Origin of the sequence: Vibrio sp. 10N.247.310.24 (genome assembly GCF_041467175.1) — a bacterium.
GTDB lineage: Bacteria > Pseudomonadota > Gammaproteobacteria > Enterobacterales > Vibrionaceae > Vibrio > Vibrio tasmaniensis_A.
Map to the genome: position 1 here is coordinate 64,163 of NZ_JBFSUD010000005.1, position 14,146 is coordinate 78,308.

Annotated in this window: 14 protein-coding genes; 5 read left to right on the plus strand and 9 right to left on the minus strand. The window is 44.0% G+C overall.

Features of this window, described 5'->3' with window-relative positions:
• Positions 1-55 precede the first annotated feature (55 nt).
• Both AB6E08_RS02820 and argA read right to left on the minus strand, forming a co-directional pair.
• A complete protein-coding gene (locus AB6E08_RS02820; RefSeq protein ID WP_009848356.1) occupies positions 56-247 on the minus strand; it encodes a hypothetical protein in 192 nt (63 codons plus the stop codon).
• Positions 248-528: 281 nt separating this feature from the next.
• On the minus strand, positions 529-1,866 hold the full coding sequence (gene argA / locus AB6E08_RS02825) for an amino-acid N-acetyltransferase (protein ID WP_372031159.1): 1,338 nt from the start codon (positions 1,864-1,866) through the stop codon (positions 529-531).
• Between the two features lie 161 nt (positions 1,867-2,027).
• On the opposite strand from argA, the gene AB6E08_RS02830 reads away from it, so the two are divergent.
• From AB6E08_RS02830 to csdE, 4 genes are all read left to right on the plus strand, one after another.
• Positions 2,028-2,501: a DUF2850 domain-containing protein gene (locus AB6E08_RS02830; RefSeq protein ID WP_372031162.1), complete on the plus strand. Its 474-nt coding sequence runs from the start codon at positions 2,028-2,030 to the stop codon at positions 2,499-2,501.
• A gap of 81 nt (positions 2,502-2,582) precedes the next feature.
• Entirely contained in the window at positions 2,583-3,695 is a 1,113-nt protein-coding gene (mltA, locus tag AB6E08_RS02835) for a murein transglycosylase A (protein ID WP_009848359.1), read from the plus strand.
• 113 nt (positions 3,696-3,808) lie between these two features.
• Complete coding sequence (gene tcdA, locus AB6E08_RS02840) at positions 3,809-4,618, plus strand: tRNA cyclic N6-threonylcarbamoyladenosine(37) synthase TcdA (protein WP_102250040.1); 810 nt, start codon at positions 3,809-3,811, stop codon at positions 4,616-4,618.
• 37 nt (positions 4,619-4,655) lie between these two features.
• Positions 4,656-5,084 (plus strand): cysteine desulfurase sulfur acceptor subunit CsdE, encoded by a 429-nt coding sequence (gene csdE, locus AB6E08_RS02845; RefSeq protein WP_009848361.1) that lies wholly within the window; start codon positions 4,656-4,658, stop codon positions 5,082-5,084.
• A gap of 111 nt (positions 5,085-5,195) precedes the next feature.
• On the opposite strand, the gene csdA is transcribed toward csdE, so the two are convergent.
• From csdA to AB6E08_RS02860, 3 genes are all read right to left on the minus strand, one after another.
• Positions 5,196-6,407, minus strand: coding sequence for a cysteine desulfurase CsdA (gene csdA / locus AB6E08_RS02850; protein ID WP_102582355.1), 1,212 nt, complete (start codon positions 6,405-6,407; stop codon positions 5,196-5,198).
• 87 nt (positions 6,408-6,494) lie between these two features.
• Positions 6,495-7,388 carry a 2-dehydropantoate 2-reductase gene (gene panE, locus AB6E08_RS02855; RefSeq protein WP_371707393.1) on the minus strand — a complete coding sequence of 298 codons (894 nt, stop codon included), beginning with the start codon at positions 7,386-7,388 and terminating at the stop codon, positions 6,495-6,497.
• 110 nt (positions 7,389-7,498) lie between these two features.
• On the minus strand, positions 7,499-8,356 hold the full coding sequence (locus tag AB6E08_RS02860; protein ID WP_371702538.1) for an outer membrane protein OmpK: 858 nt from the start codon (positions 8,354-8,356) through the stop codon (positions 7,499-7,501).
• Positions 8,357-8,939: 583 nt separating this feature from the next.
• On the opposite strand from AB6E08_RS02860, the gene AB6E08_RS02865 reads away from it, so the two are divergent.
• Positions 8,940-10,286, plus strand: coding sequence for a DUF4397 domain-containing protein (locus AB6E08_RS02865; protein ID WP_371995840.1), 1,347 nt, complete (start codon positions 8,940-8,942; stop codon positions 10,284-10,286).
• A gap of 77 nt (positions 10,287-10,363) precedes the next feature.
• Here AB6E08_RS02865 and AB6E08_RS02870 read toward each other — a convergent pair whose 3' ends face one another.
• The 4 genes from AB6E08_RS02870 to AB6E08_RS02885 all read right to left on the minus strand — a co-directional run bounded on the left by AB6E08_RS02870 (position 10,364) and on the right by AB6E08_RS02885 (position 14,109).
• Positions 10,364-11,722 (minus strand): AmpG family muropeptide MFS transporter, encoded by a 1,359-nt coding sequence (locus AB6E08_RS02870; protein ID WP_012603364.1) that lies wholly within the window; start codon positions 11,720-11,722, stop codon positions 10,364-10,366.
• A 51-nt stretch (positions 11,723-11,773) separates the two neighbouring features.
• A complete protein-coding gene (locus AB6E08_RS02875; protein WP_009848367.1) occupies positions 11,774-12,322 on the minus strand; it encodes a peptidylprolyl isomerase in 549 nt (182 codons plus the stop codon).
• A complete protein-coding gene (locus AB6E08_RS02880) occupies positions 12,322-12,891 on the minus strand; it encodes a YajG family lipoprotein (RefSeq protein WP_009848368.1) in 570 nt (189 codons plus the stop codon). Before AB6E08_RS02880 ends, AB6E08_RS02875 begins: the two co-directional genes overlap by 1 nt.
• Before the next feature lie 66 nt (positions 12,892-12,957).
• Positions 12,958-14,109 carry a class I SAM-dependent methyltransferase gene (locus AB6E08_RS02885; protein WP_012603366.1) on the minus strand — a complete coding sequence of 384 codons (1,152 nt, stop codon included), beginning with the start codon at positions 14,107-14,109 and terminating at the stop codon, positions 12,958-12,960.
• Positions 14,110-14,146 lie beyond the last annotated feature (37 nt).

The following is a 14,146-nucleotide window of genomic DNA, read 5'->3' on the forward strand; positions in this document are numbered from 1 at the left end:
ATAGCAGGGTAAATCGTATACACAAAGCAACCATCCGTGGTTGCTCTGAACGCTATCAGGAATCAGTACCCAAAAACGCTCGAGTAAACGATATATGGTTTATCTTGTATTTTGGTTGGCAATTCAAAATAAACTCTTTTAGATTTTCGCTCACAGGGAACACGCAGTGTACGTCTAACCCTTCTAAGAATTGGTTATCAGCCATATCCCAAAAACTTTGCAGCGAGTTACAAACAATGGTTCTCATATCAATGTTGCTCTTTTGCTGTTTATATTAACGAGCAGACTAATGACTACTAGCATGCTGATCGTTAACGGGTATAGCAATCCGTGCAGTGACCACCTAAATGTCATAGATTAAACATTCGGCGGCATTCCAATAAAAACGCTTGTCGATATTCATAAAGCGTGCAAATTCTATACAACTATAGCTGTGAATGAAAGTGCATATTTAATAAATCTCACATGAGAAACGATTGCATTTGCAATAGATTCCTTATTAAAGTGAGATTTTACTCCAAATTTAATTTACACATTTAACGCTAAGATCTTGGAATTCCTTTGATAGTTGTACAGACCTTGCTTTTCCATTGGTAATTCATCAACAGTAATCTCGTAAAAACCCTGTTCACGAAACCAATGAAGGCTGTGTGTGGTAAGAACAAAGATCTGGTCGATATCACGAGATTTGGACTGATGACGCATGTAATCTAGCAGTATCTGCCCACGGTTGCCATCTCGGTAGTCTGGGTGAATGGCGACACAGGCCATCTCTGCCATGTGATCTTCTGGATAAGCGTATAGCGCAGCGCAACCAATGATCAGACCGTCTTTTTCGATGATGGTAAAACGATGGACTTCTTGTTCTAACTGCTCTCTTGAGCGACGAACAAGAATGCCTTGTTCTTCAAGAGGACGAATGAGGTCAAAGATACCACCGATGTCATCAATCTGAGCTTGTCTGACTTGTTCGGCACTCGCCATGACCACTTGGGTTCCAATACCATCAAAAGAGAATAGCTCTTGGATCAATGCACCATCGACTTTGTAGCTGATCAAGTGACAACGAGGCACGCCTGCTCGGCAAGCGGAGATCGCTCCTTTCAAGAAGCGCAGTGTTCCGGTGCTCATGTCTTCGGCGGGGTTCTGGGATTCCGTTAAGCGTTCAAGAATTTGCTTGGCGTCTTTAGGGAAGAGTTCGGCGAGTACATTACCGCTTTCGTCAGTCACCCCTTGCTCAGAACAAAAGCCAATCAGTTTATCGGCTTTCAAACGGATAGCAACTTGTGTCGCGACCTCTTCCGAAAGCAGGTTAAAGCTTTCGCCAGTGACTGAACTGGCAATCGGCCCAAGAAGGACGATGGAACCTTGGTCAAGGGTGCGATTGATCCCTTCGATGTCTATTCGACGAATGCGTCCGCTGTGGCAGTAATCTGTACCATCATCGACGCCTAAGGGTTGAGCGGTAATGAAGTTACCACTCATAACATTCAGTTGAGTTCCTGCCATTGGGGTGTTGTTCAAACTCATTGAAAGACGAGCGGTGATCGCAAGTTGCAGTTGTCCAGCCGCCTGCATTGCAACACCTAAAGAATATTCATCTGTGACTCTAATATTTTTATGGTAAGGCGTATGGCAGTCTTGCTTCTCTAACAGTAGGTTGATCTGTGGTCTTGCCCCATGAACGAGAACAATCTTAACCCCAAGGCTATGAAGCAGGGCTATATCACTAATAATGTTGCCAAAGTTTCTATCGGCAACGGCTTCACCCCCCAACATAATCACCATGGTTTTACCACGGTGAGCATTTACATAAGGGGTCGATTGCCTAAAGCCTTTGACTAGCGCCGTACTTCTTAATTTCACAGAATAAGTCTTCCTTGTTTATTTATTCGATAATTTAGCATTTAAATTCAAATCTGAACAGCAACTTTTTGGAATGAAGCGCAAACTATTCTCACCTAGGCTTCGTTTTATAAACTGTCTCAGTGTACAATGCGTACAGCATCCTTATGAGTCGTAAACGAATGCAAAAAAATCCAGCAAGAAAGAGTAAGATTGATGAGATCGCAAAAGGTCTCTACAGTGGAGCAGAGCAGCGCAACAAACCTAAATTGAGACGTAAGCTCATTGAACGCAGTTTAATGGTTTTAGCTTTGGTGGGTTCGTTTGCCGTCGCTTCCTTGTTCGCCGATGTGTTTTCTCGAGTACAAGATGCGGTGACACCAGAGACACTGCTATATGGCACTTGGGTAGAGCAAGATGTCGCTCGTTATGCTGCGGACGAGTTTGTATTGAATGATAATGGTGTGTCAGTACGTGGCTCGGTTGTATCGACTCATTTTGACTTTGATGGTAAGTACTTCGAATATAAGGCAGGCAATAAAACGTATCGCTTTCGCCTAACGAATTCTGATAAGACAGAAATGATGCTTGTATCGGACAATCACTATAATCCAGTCTTTCGCCTTAAAGGTTATATCGATAACTCAGTTCGATAGGTTATCTTACTGTAAACATTTACAATCTAAGATTGTGTTATCTGATCGTTTTTGTCATCCTCGATGCATAGAATATTTAGGATGACTCTTGTGATTAAAAAATGGCTTCCCCTTGTTGCTGCCTCTTTCTTATTTGGCTGTGCTCAACCCACTGATCTTGCCCAACAACACCTTGACGGTGAATTTCCCCGAACCTTAAATAAGGTCGATTTGGTTGAATCTAATAAACCAAGAGACTTCACCGCATTTGCAGAGCAAGCTGAGATGGTGGTTTCTAAATCCCCTTCGATGGCTAAAATCTATGAGCCGCTTTATCAGCAACTCAATGAATGGGCGGTGCTGAGTGGAGAGCCAAGCGAGCTAGCGAATTTTGGCGTTCAAACTGCTCAATTAGGTGGTGGTGATAAACAAGGTAATGTTTTATTCACGGGTTACTTTTCTCCTGTAATGGAACTGCGACATGAAGCAAACGAAGAATACCGATTCCCTGTTTATGGGCTTCCAGAGTGTGATAAAGAGTGCCCAACACGCGAAGAGATCTACAACGGTGCATTAGAAGGCCAAGGTCTTGAGTTAGGTTATTCAGCAAACCGTATCGACCCATTTATGATGGAAGTACAGGGCAGCGGCTTTGTGCATTTCGGAGATGATGACACGCTGCAGTATTTTGCATACGCGGGTAAGAACAATAAAGCTTACGTGAGTATTGGCCGTGTTTTGATCGAGCGAGGTTTAGTGCCACGCGAAAAAATGTCATTGAAAGCTATCAAAGAGTGGGTCTTGGCAAACGATCCTGAAGTGGTAAAAGAACTGCTTGAGCAAAACCCATCTTTCGTCTTCTTTAGCGCGAGAGATGATCTATCCGTAATGGGTAGCGCTGGCATTCCTCTATTACCGATGGCGGCGGTAGCGGGCGATCGCTCTATCTTACCAATGGGAACACCTATCCTGGCTGAGGTCCCGTTACTGAATGCTGATGGTACTTGGAGCGGCGCGCACCAACTAAGACTATTATTGGTTTTAGATACCGGTGGTGCGGTTAAGCAAAACCATTTGGACCTCTACCATGGTATGGGCCCACGAGCAGGAACTGAAGCGGGTCATTACAAGCATTTTGGTCGGGTGTGGAAGCTGGGTCTAGATGGCAGCGCAACCGAAGCACCTTGGGCTTTGCCTCCTGAAAAGGTCGAGTAAACAACAATAAAATGGGGCATTGAAAGCGAATCGCTAATCCCCTAGACTTTTAATTCAAGAGTGCGTATAAAACGCACTCTTTTCTTTTTCTCAGAAATAAATTGGCGGCAACAATGCGTGAATTGACCACTCCAGCTTCAGAAAACTATGACCAACGATTTGGTGGCACTCGTCGCCTGTATGGCAATAGTGAAGTCGATATACTTAGAGCAGCACACGTGTGTGTGATCGGTATTGGCGGTGTCGGTTCATGGGCGGTTGAAGCGCTTGCTCGTACTGGTTTAGGTGAGCTGACATTGATCGATATGGATGATGTGTGCGTGACGAACATCAACCGTCAAATCCACGCAATGTCGGGCACGGTTGGTAAGAGTAAAATCGAAGTGATGGCAGAGCGCGTTAAGCTGATTAACCCAGAGTGTAAAGTGAACCTGATCGACGACTTTATTGGTCCTGATAATCAGGCTGAATACCTATCGAAAGAGTTCGACTTTGTGCTCGATGCGATTGATAGCATGAAAGCTAAGGCTTCGCTGTTGGCGTATTGTCGTAGCAACAAAATCAAAGTGATCACTACGGGGGGCGCGGGTGGGCAAGTTGACCCGACTCAAATCAAAGTTGCGGATCTGACTAAGACGATTCAAGATCCGTTAGCGAAGAAATTGAAAGACACATTGCGTCGTCATCATAATTTCCCTAAGAATCCAGCGCGTAAGTTTGGTATCGATTGTGTGTTCTCGACTGAGCAACTTAAGTACCCACAAGCTGACGGCAGTGTATGTGCTGCGAAAGCAACCGCAGAAGGTCCAAAGCGAATGGATTGTGCGACGGGTTTTGGTGCAGCAACGGTTGTCACGGCTACCTTTGGTTTTGTGGCGGTTTCACGTATCGTAGAAAAGATCGTTCAAAAGCACGCTAAGTAACGTCTTCTTCTCAATTAACAATCGACTGGATATTAAAATGACCACATTCCCAAGCTTTCCATTCGGCAAAGAAATTACCAGTGATGATATTGTCGCAAAAATGCAGACTTTCAGCGGCTGGGAAGATCGTTATCGCCAGGTGATTCAGTGGGGTAAGAAACTGCCTAGCATGCCTGATGAACTGAAAAGTGAACAGGTTGTCGTATCTGGTTGTGAAAGCCAAGTGTGGTTGGTTTCTCAAAATATCGACGGTGTTTGGCGCTTTTGTGCTGATTCTGATGCGCGTATCGTTCGCGGTCTGATTGCATTAGTGATGGCTGCGTATGATGGAAAAACATCAGAGCAGATTCAAGCGTTCGATATCGATGGATACTTTGAACAAATCGGTTTAATTACCCATCTAAGCCCATCTCGCGGCAATGGATTAAAAGCGATTGTTGCTCAAATCCAAGAGCTAAGTGCTTAACATTTCTTAGATACACAGAAACAAAAAGGGTTGACGCTAAACGCCAACTCTACATAATTTCGCTACTCGCTACTCGCTACTCGCTACTCGCTACTCGCTACTCGCTACTCGCTACAGCATATCAACGGCTTTTTCTATCGCCGCTACGAGCTTTTCAACATCATCTAGATTGTTATAAATACCAAATGAAATACGAACCGTTCCTTTCACATTAAGTGCATCCATTAATGGGTGAGCACAGTGGTGTCCAGCACGTACTGCGATACCTTGCTGATCCAGCAGAGTAGCAATATCTTGATGGTGAACACCGTCCATTACAAAAGTAATCACGCTTGCGTTGGGTTGATAACCCAATACCTGAATATCATCCAGCTTACTGAGTGCAAGATAAGTCTCGTGCTGTAGTTGGTGGATATGATTTTCGACATCTTTCTGAGCAAAACCACTTAACCATTCTATTGCGGTACTTAATGCTATCGCTCCCGCCACATTTGGCGTGCCCGCTTCAAACTTCCCCGGCAGTTCAGAAAATGTGGTACCAGAGAAAGATACGCGCTCAACCATTTTGCCACCGCCATGCCAAGGGGGCATCGCTTCGAGCAATTCTAGCTTGCCGTAAAGTACACCGATGCCTGCAGGGGCGTAGAGCTTGTGTCCTGAGAAAACGTAGAAATCCGCACCTAAAGCCGCAACATCAACGGGTTCATGAACGATACCTTGCGCTCCATCTACCACAACAATCGCATTCATCTTGTGCGCTTTCTCGATCACTTCTTCAATGGGCTGACGAGAACCAGTCACATTAGTTATCTGAGCCAGAGCAACAATCTTGGTTCGATCATTTAATAGAGCGCCAAAGGCAGTAAGATCAAATTCACAATCTGACGTCATCGGTACTTTTACGACTTTAGCACCCGTTTGTTCAGCCACAATTTGCCAAGGCACGATGTTGGCGTGATGTTCCATTTCGCTGACTAAGATCTCATCGCCAGGTTGAAGCGTGCTTCTAGCGTAAGTTTGTGCGATCAGGTTAAGTGCTTCGGTTGCACCGCGAGTCCAAATAATCTCTTTTGACGATGTCGCGCCAATAAACTGAGCGACCTTGTCTCTGGCTGCTTCAAATTGACTGGTCGCGTTCGCTGTTAAGCTATGACTGCCACGGTGAACATTGGCATTTTGTTTGGAGTAGTATTGGCTAATGGCATCAATAACCACCTGAGGTTTTTGTGTCGTTGCCGCGCTGTCTAAATAAATCAACGGTTGTTGATTGATGGTTTGTGATAGCGCAGGAAACTGCTCTCGGATGTGATTGATATCAAGCATCTATTCTTACCTAAAATCTTGGAAATTGTTGCTAGCGTTATGCTGAGCGGTATCGTTATTTTATCGCGACTTGTTAATCGTTGCTGACTAATCTTGATGATTCCAGCTATTTTCTCGTTCTTTAACCTGCGTAAACAGCTTTTGGTTAACAGGAACCTCTATCTGATGCTTAAGTGCTGTTTTTATCAAGTGTCCGGTAATGAAGTCGATCTCTGTCTTTCGCTCATAAAACATATCTTGCTGCATGGAAGAGTTGTTTTGAGCCGTGGTTTGAATAACGTGTTTTACGCTTGTTTCTAATTCGTCGAATGAACAAGTAATGCCTTCCGCCTGCATCACTTGCGTGAGTTCTTTAATTATAGAACTCAGAGCTTCGCTAAATCTTTTGTCAGCAAGCTCTCCGTTTTTGATTTGTTCCAGCCCAGTCAGTGGGTTGATCGCACAATTTATGGCGAGTTTAGCCCACAGCGCCGTTGTTATTTCTGGATTCCAACTCACGGCAGGGAAGGCATGTTCCAACACATCAACTAAAAAAGTGCACTGTTGACCCTTGAGGTTAAAAGCACCCAATTGAGTTTGTCCGAACCCTGTATGAGAAACATTATTCTTGTCGGGTTTGAATGCCGCTTGTGTGGTTGTAGCCAATACTACTGGGTGAGTATCAATTTGAGTTGCTATCTGAGCGACCGCCCCCATACCGTTGTGCATGAACATGAGAATGGTGTCAGAGTCTAGATACTGAAGTAACGGAGTGGTGGCTTCTTCTACTTGCCAAGCTTTGACTGTGAAGATCACTAAATCGCTCGCTGATAGCTTTTCGATATTGTTGTTACTGAAGGAAAGTGAAGCTTGTCCATCAAGTGATAAGTCAATTGAGTGATCCGTGGAACGACTCCACAAAGCCACATTATGACCAGCTTGAAGCAGTTTTATTGCCCATAAAGAGCCGATAGCCCCAGGGCCAACAATAGTGATGTTCACAGCAATACCGATATAAAAAAGTGGTGCTGCAAGGATAGCGAGGCATTAAATGAAAGCAATAAAAAATGGCACCCGAGGGTGCCATTTTGGAAACTTTCTTAGAAGTTTGATTAGAACTTGTAAGTTACTGCAACGTAGTGACCTACGCCAGAAGATTCAGCTTTTGAAGCTGAGTTCCATGGAAGACCTTCACCGTCAGCAAAACCGTATACATCGCTGTAAAGTTTTAGGCCGTAACCAACTGCGAACTGATCAGAGTGCCAGTAAAGACCATTGAACATTGCGCCGCCATGGCTTGATGTTGCGTAACCTTTGCCTTCATCCATCCCGAATTGGTAATCGATGTAACCTTGGTAAGAGATAAAAGAACCGTTCTCGAAGAAGTGGAATGGTTTGAACCAGTTAGTAGAGAGTTGGAAGCCGTTCCAATCTTTCTTGTTTGAATCGTATGTTCCGTAAAGGTTTAATCCCATTTTACCGAACCATGGAACCATTACATCAGAACCAAGACCAATTTTTTGAGTATTTACACCAGGACTACCATCAATACAGCCTGTAGAGTTACAGTTAGTAGCGCCACCTCCGCCCCATTCCATAAGCGTAGCAACGTAAAGTTCTTGTACTGGACCAAAAGAAAGATCAGTGCCAGTTAGGCCATCGATAGACATACGAGGCGCAAATTTCATGAACATCTTTTCAGATTTTGCTTTATCGCTGCTTGAGTCTGACGTCAGGTTAAATACATCAACGTAGCCGTAAAGATCGAAAATACCATTGCGACCACCAAATTCCATCTCTAGGTAATCATGAGTCGACTCAGAAACACCTTTTTCATTAAAAGCACCCATCAAGTTAAATTGTAGGAACTTGTAATCGTTCTTGTGGATGTCGCCGTCAGAATAATCAGCCGCCATTACTGGAGCAGAAGCTGCTGCAAGTAGGCCAAGAGTTAAAAGTGATTTACGCATAATGGAACTCTCTATGTTTGAAATAAGTAACCCGCTAATCCGTGCGTGTTTATATGTCCGAATGCCGAGCATAATAGCGATTTTGTTCTCAAATAAAAGTGAGACAGAGTGAAAACTATGATTATTATGGTGAGCCTGATCACACTAACGATCTAAATGATGGAACTTTAATGTTGCTATGCATCTTGATGAATCCCTACTTCTATTGATTTTGTGAAATTCGATTATTTTGTGTATAAATTGCTGAAATACCGCTCTAAGCAAACGATTCTACCAAAAATCGTGACATGCATATCAAAATCAACAGTATTTCTTTCTAAGCGTTTTCTCGTAAAAAACACCTCACTTAGCGAACGTTTCGATCCTGCCTTTGATCCATTTCCAAGCAACTCCGTACTGAAGTTTGAATCAATTGATGAACAATTCATGTGATGATTAACCTGACTGTTAACTCTGGTTGTTTTTTCATCGCTGACAATATTGAGACCGTTCATTGCACCAATTTTGAGGCAACATTTAAAGATCTGCTCGTGAGCTTATCTTCTGTGTGACGAACTGGTCGAACTTTTTGGAGAGAAGACCAATGAAATATTCACCTATACTCGCTGTAGCGTTGTCAGCCCTATTCATTGTAGGGTGTAATGATGACGATCAACCAACAACCCAGCTCCAAGCTGTTCACGCATCGCCAGATGCTCCACTAGCTAATGTGTTAGTTAATAGTCAGGCTCGTTGGACTGGGGTTGATTATGCTCAGGCATCTGGATATACCTCGGTCAATCAAGGCCAGACAACTCTACAGGTCGATGTTCAACTCCCTGGAGATGGTGTGGCGACAGTGATTCCGCCAAGCCAGTTCGATTTAAGCGGTGATTTAGATTACACGGTGATGGTGGTCGGTGATGCTGACGGTTCCAACAACCCAGTTGAGGCTCTCGTTGTGACACGACCTGCAGCAGGCACGGCGACGAGTTCGAGTTTGGATGTGCAAGTTGTTCACGCGGCAACTGGAGTTGGTGATGTGAATCTATACGTTACAGCACCGAATGATCCTCTAGGCGCACCGATTGGAACTTTGGGATACAAAGGATTTACCGATGTGCTCAATATTCCTGCTGGTCAATATCGTGTGAGATTAGAAACCGTGAGTGGAAGTGCTATTGCTTTTGACTCAGGAGAGATCACTCTCCCTGCTGGTAGCGAGCTGACCATTGCAGCCGTGCCAAGAGCGGATTCAACCAGTACGTCTCCGGTGAAGCTGATGGTAATGGATGGCAAAAGTTCATCTATAATTTACGACATGGCAGAATCTGCAGAAGTGAGAGTAGGGCATTTAGTTGATGGTGCACCCTCTGTGGATGTGTTTGTAAACTCGGCTAAGTTTGCTCCTCTTGATGCTCTAATGTTTAAAGAAGTTCGTGGCTTCTTAGATTTGGCAGCAGGCAGTTACGATATCGATATTTATGAAACAGCAACCACCTCTCCAACATTCATTGATGTTGACGGTTTAGCGGTGTTTGCCGGAATGGATTACAGCATCTATGCCGTGGGGACGGTAAGTCCTCTCAATTTGGAAGCGCTAGTTGTTCCAGAAAATCGACGCTCTGTTGCAACCAGTGCAGTATTGAACATTACTCATGCTGCAGCTAATCCAATTGCAGCTTCGGTTGATATTTATTTAACCGAGAACGTGGGAATTTCTGGAAGTACTCCTGCGTTGAGTAATGTGAAATTCAAAGATTTCGCGAATGGTATTTATGTAGCTGCGGGAACTTACTATGTGACGATTACGGTGGCTGGCGATCCATCTACTGTTGCTATTGACTCCGCGCCTGCGACCTTAGTTAACGGTGTTGTGTATCAAGTAGTGGCGATTGATGATTCGATGGGAACGGGATTTAACTTAATAGTAAGTGAAACCACAGATTAATCCGTTAAGCGTCTGCAAATAGAAAATAGAAGAGGGTAGCTCAATGCTCCCCTCTTCTCTTTTGCTTTCTTTTTCTTTTATTCGTGGTTGTTTTTCGCTTTTTCTAATAAATCAGTGAAAAAGTGGCGTAGCGAATAGAGCATGATCAAACTCGGAATCACCATTAATGACGTCAGTATAAAGAAGGTTGACCAATCATTTAGGTAATCGACGAGCTCGCCACTGAATGAAGCCAGTGTTGTTCTACCGAAATTGCCTAAGGATGCTAATAAGGCATATTGCGTCGCTGAGAAAGCTTGACCAGTCAGTAAGGTTAAGAAAGAGACAAATGCTACCGTCGAAAAGGCGGTTGTGAAGTTATCGACAATGATAGTTGCCAAGAACAGAGTTTCACTAGGGCCAGCCTGAGCGATCCACGCAAACATTAGGTTGCTGGCTGCCATTGCGATGCCACCAATCATTAGTCCGCGTACAATACCGAATTTCACATTGAAGATACTGCCGAGCAAGGTGAAGAATATCGTCGCGCCCCAACCGATTAACTTAGAATAGTGGCCAATCTGTTCATTGCTAAAGCCTATCTCTTTATAGAAGGTGATAGACATTCTACCCAAGAAGGCTTCACCTATCTTAAATAGGAACACAAACAGTAGAAGGGTGATGGCAACTTGAACTCCGTTTCGTTTGAAGAAATCATAAAACGGTTCTAGCACTGTAACGCTGAACCAAGCGACGACTTTTGAACCCACAACTCTGTTGTGACGTTGTTGTGCTTGCTCTTGTAATGCTTCACGTTGTGTATTGGGTTCTCCGACAAAAAGAGTAAACAGCATTAACACGACAACCACACCAGCCATGCCGTAATACACACCATTCCAACCGATTGAGTCAGCATTGATAAAAGCAAGATAACCTGGAAGAGAATAGCCAGTCCACCATCCCATCACGGCCATTGCGGATGCTTGTGGCAACTTTGATGCTTCCGATTTTGGAAATGAATCAATACGGAAGGCATCTATTGCGACATCTTGAGTTGCTGATGCGATAGCTATTCCGAGAGCAAGCATAGAGGTGAACATCAAGTCATTGGCTGGGTTTACTCCAGCAATGAACAGGGTACAGATCAATACCAAGCTTTGGCACAAGAATATCCAACTGCGTCGTTGGCCCAATATCGCGTGTAAAACTGGCAGTTTGACTCGGTCTACCAACGGTGCCCATAAAAAGTTAATAGCATAGACAGCAAACACACTGCCGAAATAACCGATCGCAGCACGAGTTAAACCGGCATCTTTTAGCCAACCAGACATGTTGGATCCAATCAGAACCCATGGGAAGCCACTCGAACAACCGAGCATAAACACCCAAAGTAGACGTTTGTCTAAGTAGCTGCGGAAAGTTTGCATCCAAGAAAGAGAGGGGGTGCCTGATGACATGGGGCGTCCTTGTATAGAAAACGCCCTTAAGAATAAGGGCGTTACATTGGATTACTTAAGAAGGGTCACTTTAGTGATGACGATTGGGTCGACAGGAATGTCTGACATGCGGCCCATTCGCTTGGTTGGAATTGTTGCCATCTTCTGAACAACGTCAAAACCATCGGTTACTTTACCAAACACAGCGTAACCAGGATTACCGCCTTTCGCGTTTAAGAAATCGTTGTCTGCAAAGTTAATGAAGAACTGGCGAGTTGCAGAATCTGGTGCATTGGTGCGAGCCATTGCGATCGTTGCAGTATCATTCTTCAGGCCATTGCTGCCTTCATTTTTGATAGGCGCATAAGTTGCTAATTGCTTCATATCTTGATCGAAGCCACCACCCTGAGCCATAAAGCCCGGGATCACACGGTGAAACTGAGTGCCTTCGTAGCTACCGTCAGCAACATATTTCAGAAAGTTATCAACACTAACCGGTGCTTGCTCTTGGTTTAGCTCGATAGTGAAGCCGCCTAATGTTGTTTCTACGTTCACTTTAGGACCAGCCCAAACGCTCACGCTCACCAGCATCAATGCGATAGAAGATAGAATGCGCCCCATTAGAAACGTTCCTTCATGTAAGTTTGCAGCTCTTGGTCATTGGCAATCTCTTTAAGAACTAAGTCGATAACATCGTTTAGTACCATTGCGATATCGTCATTTGATGCACTTAATGCACCTGTGCGAGTTGCTGTACCATTGAATGTCTTAACTAGCTTGCCTTCAGGCGTTTCAGCGGTTACTTCAAGAGTTACTTTACCATCCATTTGGTTTTCCATGATGGTGTGCTTGACGGTAACAAGCGCTTCTTGAATCTCTAAAACAATTGAGTTTTCACTGTTAACGCTTGCACGAAAACCTTGAGACTCCAATTGTTGAGCAATAGCGTTTTCTAGAGAAATACGCATGTTTTGCTTAGCGTGAATTGGCTGAATGTTTGAACGGCCACTATCAACCAATGCAACATATTGAGCGGCACGAACATCTTTACTGGTTAGTGTGTATGTTTTACCTTGTACAAGGTTGCTTGAGCTTAGTGAAGCTTCTGGCATTACGTTGATCTGTTCTTGCTGAGGGGCTGAACATGCTGTCAAAGCCAAAATAGAAGCAGCCAAAATCAGTTTTTTCATTCCTTTATCCTTTCTAAATTCACACCAGGAGCTCGGTATCTTAAATTCTTGTGACGTCGTTTCTGCTTATTTATTAAAATTCGCAGGTTCTCTTGTTGCTTGTAATATCTCAAATTTCTGGTTTAGTTCAAGCGTTTCAACGTTTGCTTCACCAAATAGTCTTGCTAGTTTGACATCGTATCCGAGGTGTCGGTTACCAATAACAATTAATTTGCCTCCGTTGCTAAGAACATGCTTTGCATCACAGAACATTTGCCACGCAATGTGATCTGTAATCGCTTGTTGTTGGTGGAACGGAGGGTTACACATAACTAAGTAAGTGCTGTTTTTCTTAAAACCATCTAAACAGTTATTGGCGATGAACTGGAAATTACCTTCTTCGCCAAGGTTATCCTTAATATTTTGGCGCGCTGATTCCACTGCCATAAAGCTTTCATCAACACAGGTGATACGCGCTTGTGGGTTTAATTGCCCAGCTTTTACACTCAATACACCGTTGCCACAACCTAGGTCGATAATATGACGCAGTTCAGGATCTTGAGGGATGTGCTCTAGCATATAGCGAGCACCTTGATCGAGTGCCTCGCCTGAGTAAACGTTCGGTAAATTTTTCAGGCGAATATCTTCACCGTCTACATCCCATTCAACAAAAGGTTCGACCGTTTGAATCGGCTGACAATTTGGTGAAGAGAAAACCAAGCGATGTTTCTTCTTCGCTAGAGAAGTTTTGGTTTCACCTAGGTACTTTTCGAAAATATTAAGTGTAGATGTGTGGATATCTTTTACTTTGTTTACACCGATGACTTGGCAGCCTTCTGGCAACGCTTGGCGTAGTTGGCTCAATTGCCATACTAGATGACGGTTTGTTTTCGGTAGTTGCATGATCACAAGATCGATACCGTGTGGGATATCATCCATCGTATTCAGGAAGTTCACACGGTTACTTTGATTGCGCTGCAAGTTTTTTAGCGCACCGCGATGAGAGATAAACGAGTCGCTCATCATGGTGACATCATGATCTTTAGAGAACCATGCCGACAGGGCACCAAAGCTATCGTTCATGATCAGGATGTGTTTGCCAGGTTCCAGATTCATCTCTTCAACGTGACTAATAATGTATTCGTCGCCCGCATCCCAAGCTTGAAGGGTTTCATTTGAACGGTTGGGGAAACGATGTAAGGTCAAAGTTCTATCGAGAAGAGTAAGTTCGGTTTTCATAGCTTGAGATACTTATGTAAGAAATAACAAAGATATT

Excerpts from the sequence above, each read along its gene's own strand:
- AB6E08_RS02820 (WP_009848356.1), bottom strand. The coding sequence starts at position 247 with ATGAGAACCATTGTTTGTAACTCGCTGCAAAGTTTTTGGGATATGGCT.
- AB6E08_RS02830 (WP_372031162.1), top strand. The coding sequence starts at position 2,028 with ATGCAAAAAAATCCAGCAAGAAAGAGTAAGATTGATGAGATCGCAAAA.
- mltA (WP_009848359.1), top strand. The coding sequence starts at position 2,583 with ATGACTCTTGTGATTAAAAAATGGCTTCCCCTTGTTGCTGCCTCTTTC.
- tcdA (WP_102250040.1), top strand. The coding sequence starts at position 3,809 with ATGCGTGAATTGACCACTCCAGCTTCAGAAAACTATGACCAACGATTT.
- csdE (WP_009848361.1), top strand. The coding sequence starts at position 4,656 with ATGACCACATTCCCAAGCTTTCCATTCGGCAAAGAAATTACCAGTGAT.
- csdA (WP_102582355.1), bottom strand. The coding sequence starts at position 6,407 with ATGCTTGATATCAATCACATCCGAGAGCAGTTTCCTGCGCTATCACAA.
- AB6E08_RS02860 (WP_371702538.1), bottom strand. The coding sequence starts at position 8,356 with ATGCGTAAATCACTTTTAACTCTTGGCCTACTTGCAGCAGCTTCTGCT.
- AB6E08_RS02865 (WP_371995840.1), top strand. The coding sequence starts at position 8,940 with ATGAAATATTCACCTATACTCGCTGTAGCGTTGTCAGCCCTATTCATT.
- AB6E08_RS02870 (WP_012603364.1), bottom strand. The coding sequence starts at position 11,722 with ATGTCATCAGGCACCCCCTCTCTTTCTTGGATGCAAACTTTCCGCAGC.
- AB6E08_RS02875 (WP_009848367.1), bottom strand. The coding sequence starts at position 12,322 with ATGGGGCGCATTCTATCTTCTATCGCATTGATGCTGGTGAGCGTGAGC.
- AB6E08_RS02880 (WP_009848368.1), bottom strand. The coding sequence starts at position 12,891 with ATGAAAAAACTGATTTTGGCTGCTTCTATTTTGGCTTTGACAGCATGT.
- AB6E08_RS02885 (WP_012603366.1), bottom strand. The coding sequence starts at position 14,109 with ATGAAAACCGAACTTACTCTTCTCGATAGAACTTTGACCTTACATCGT.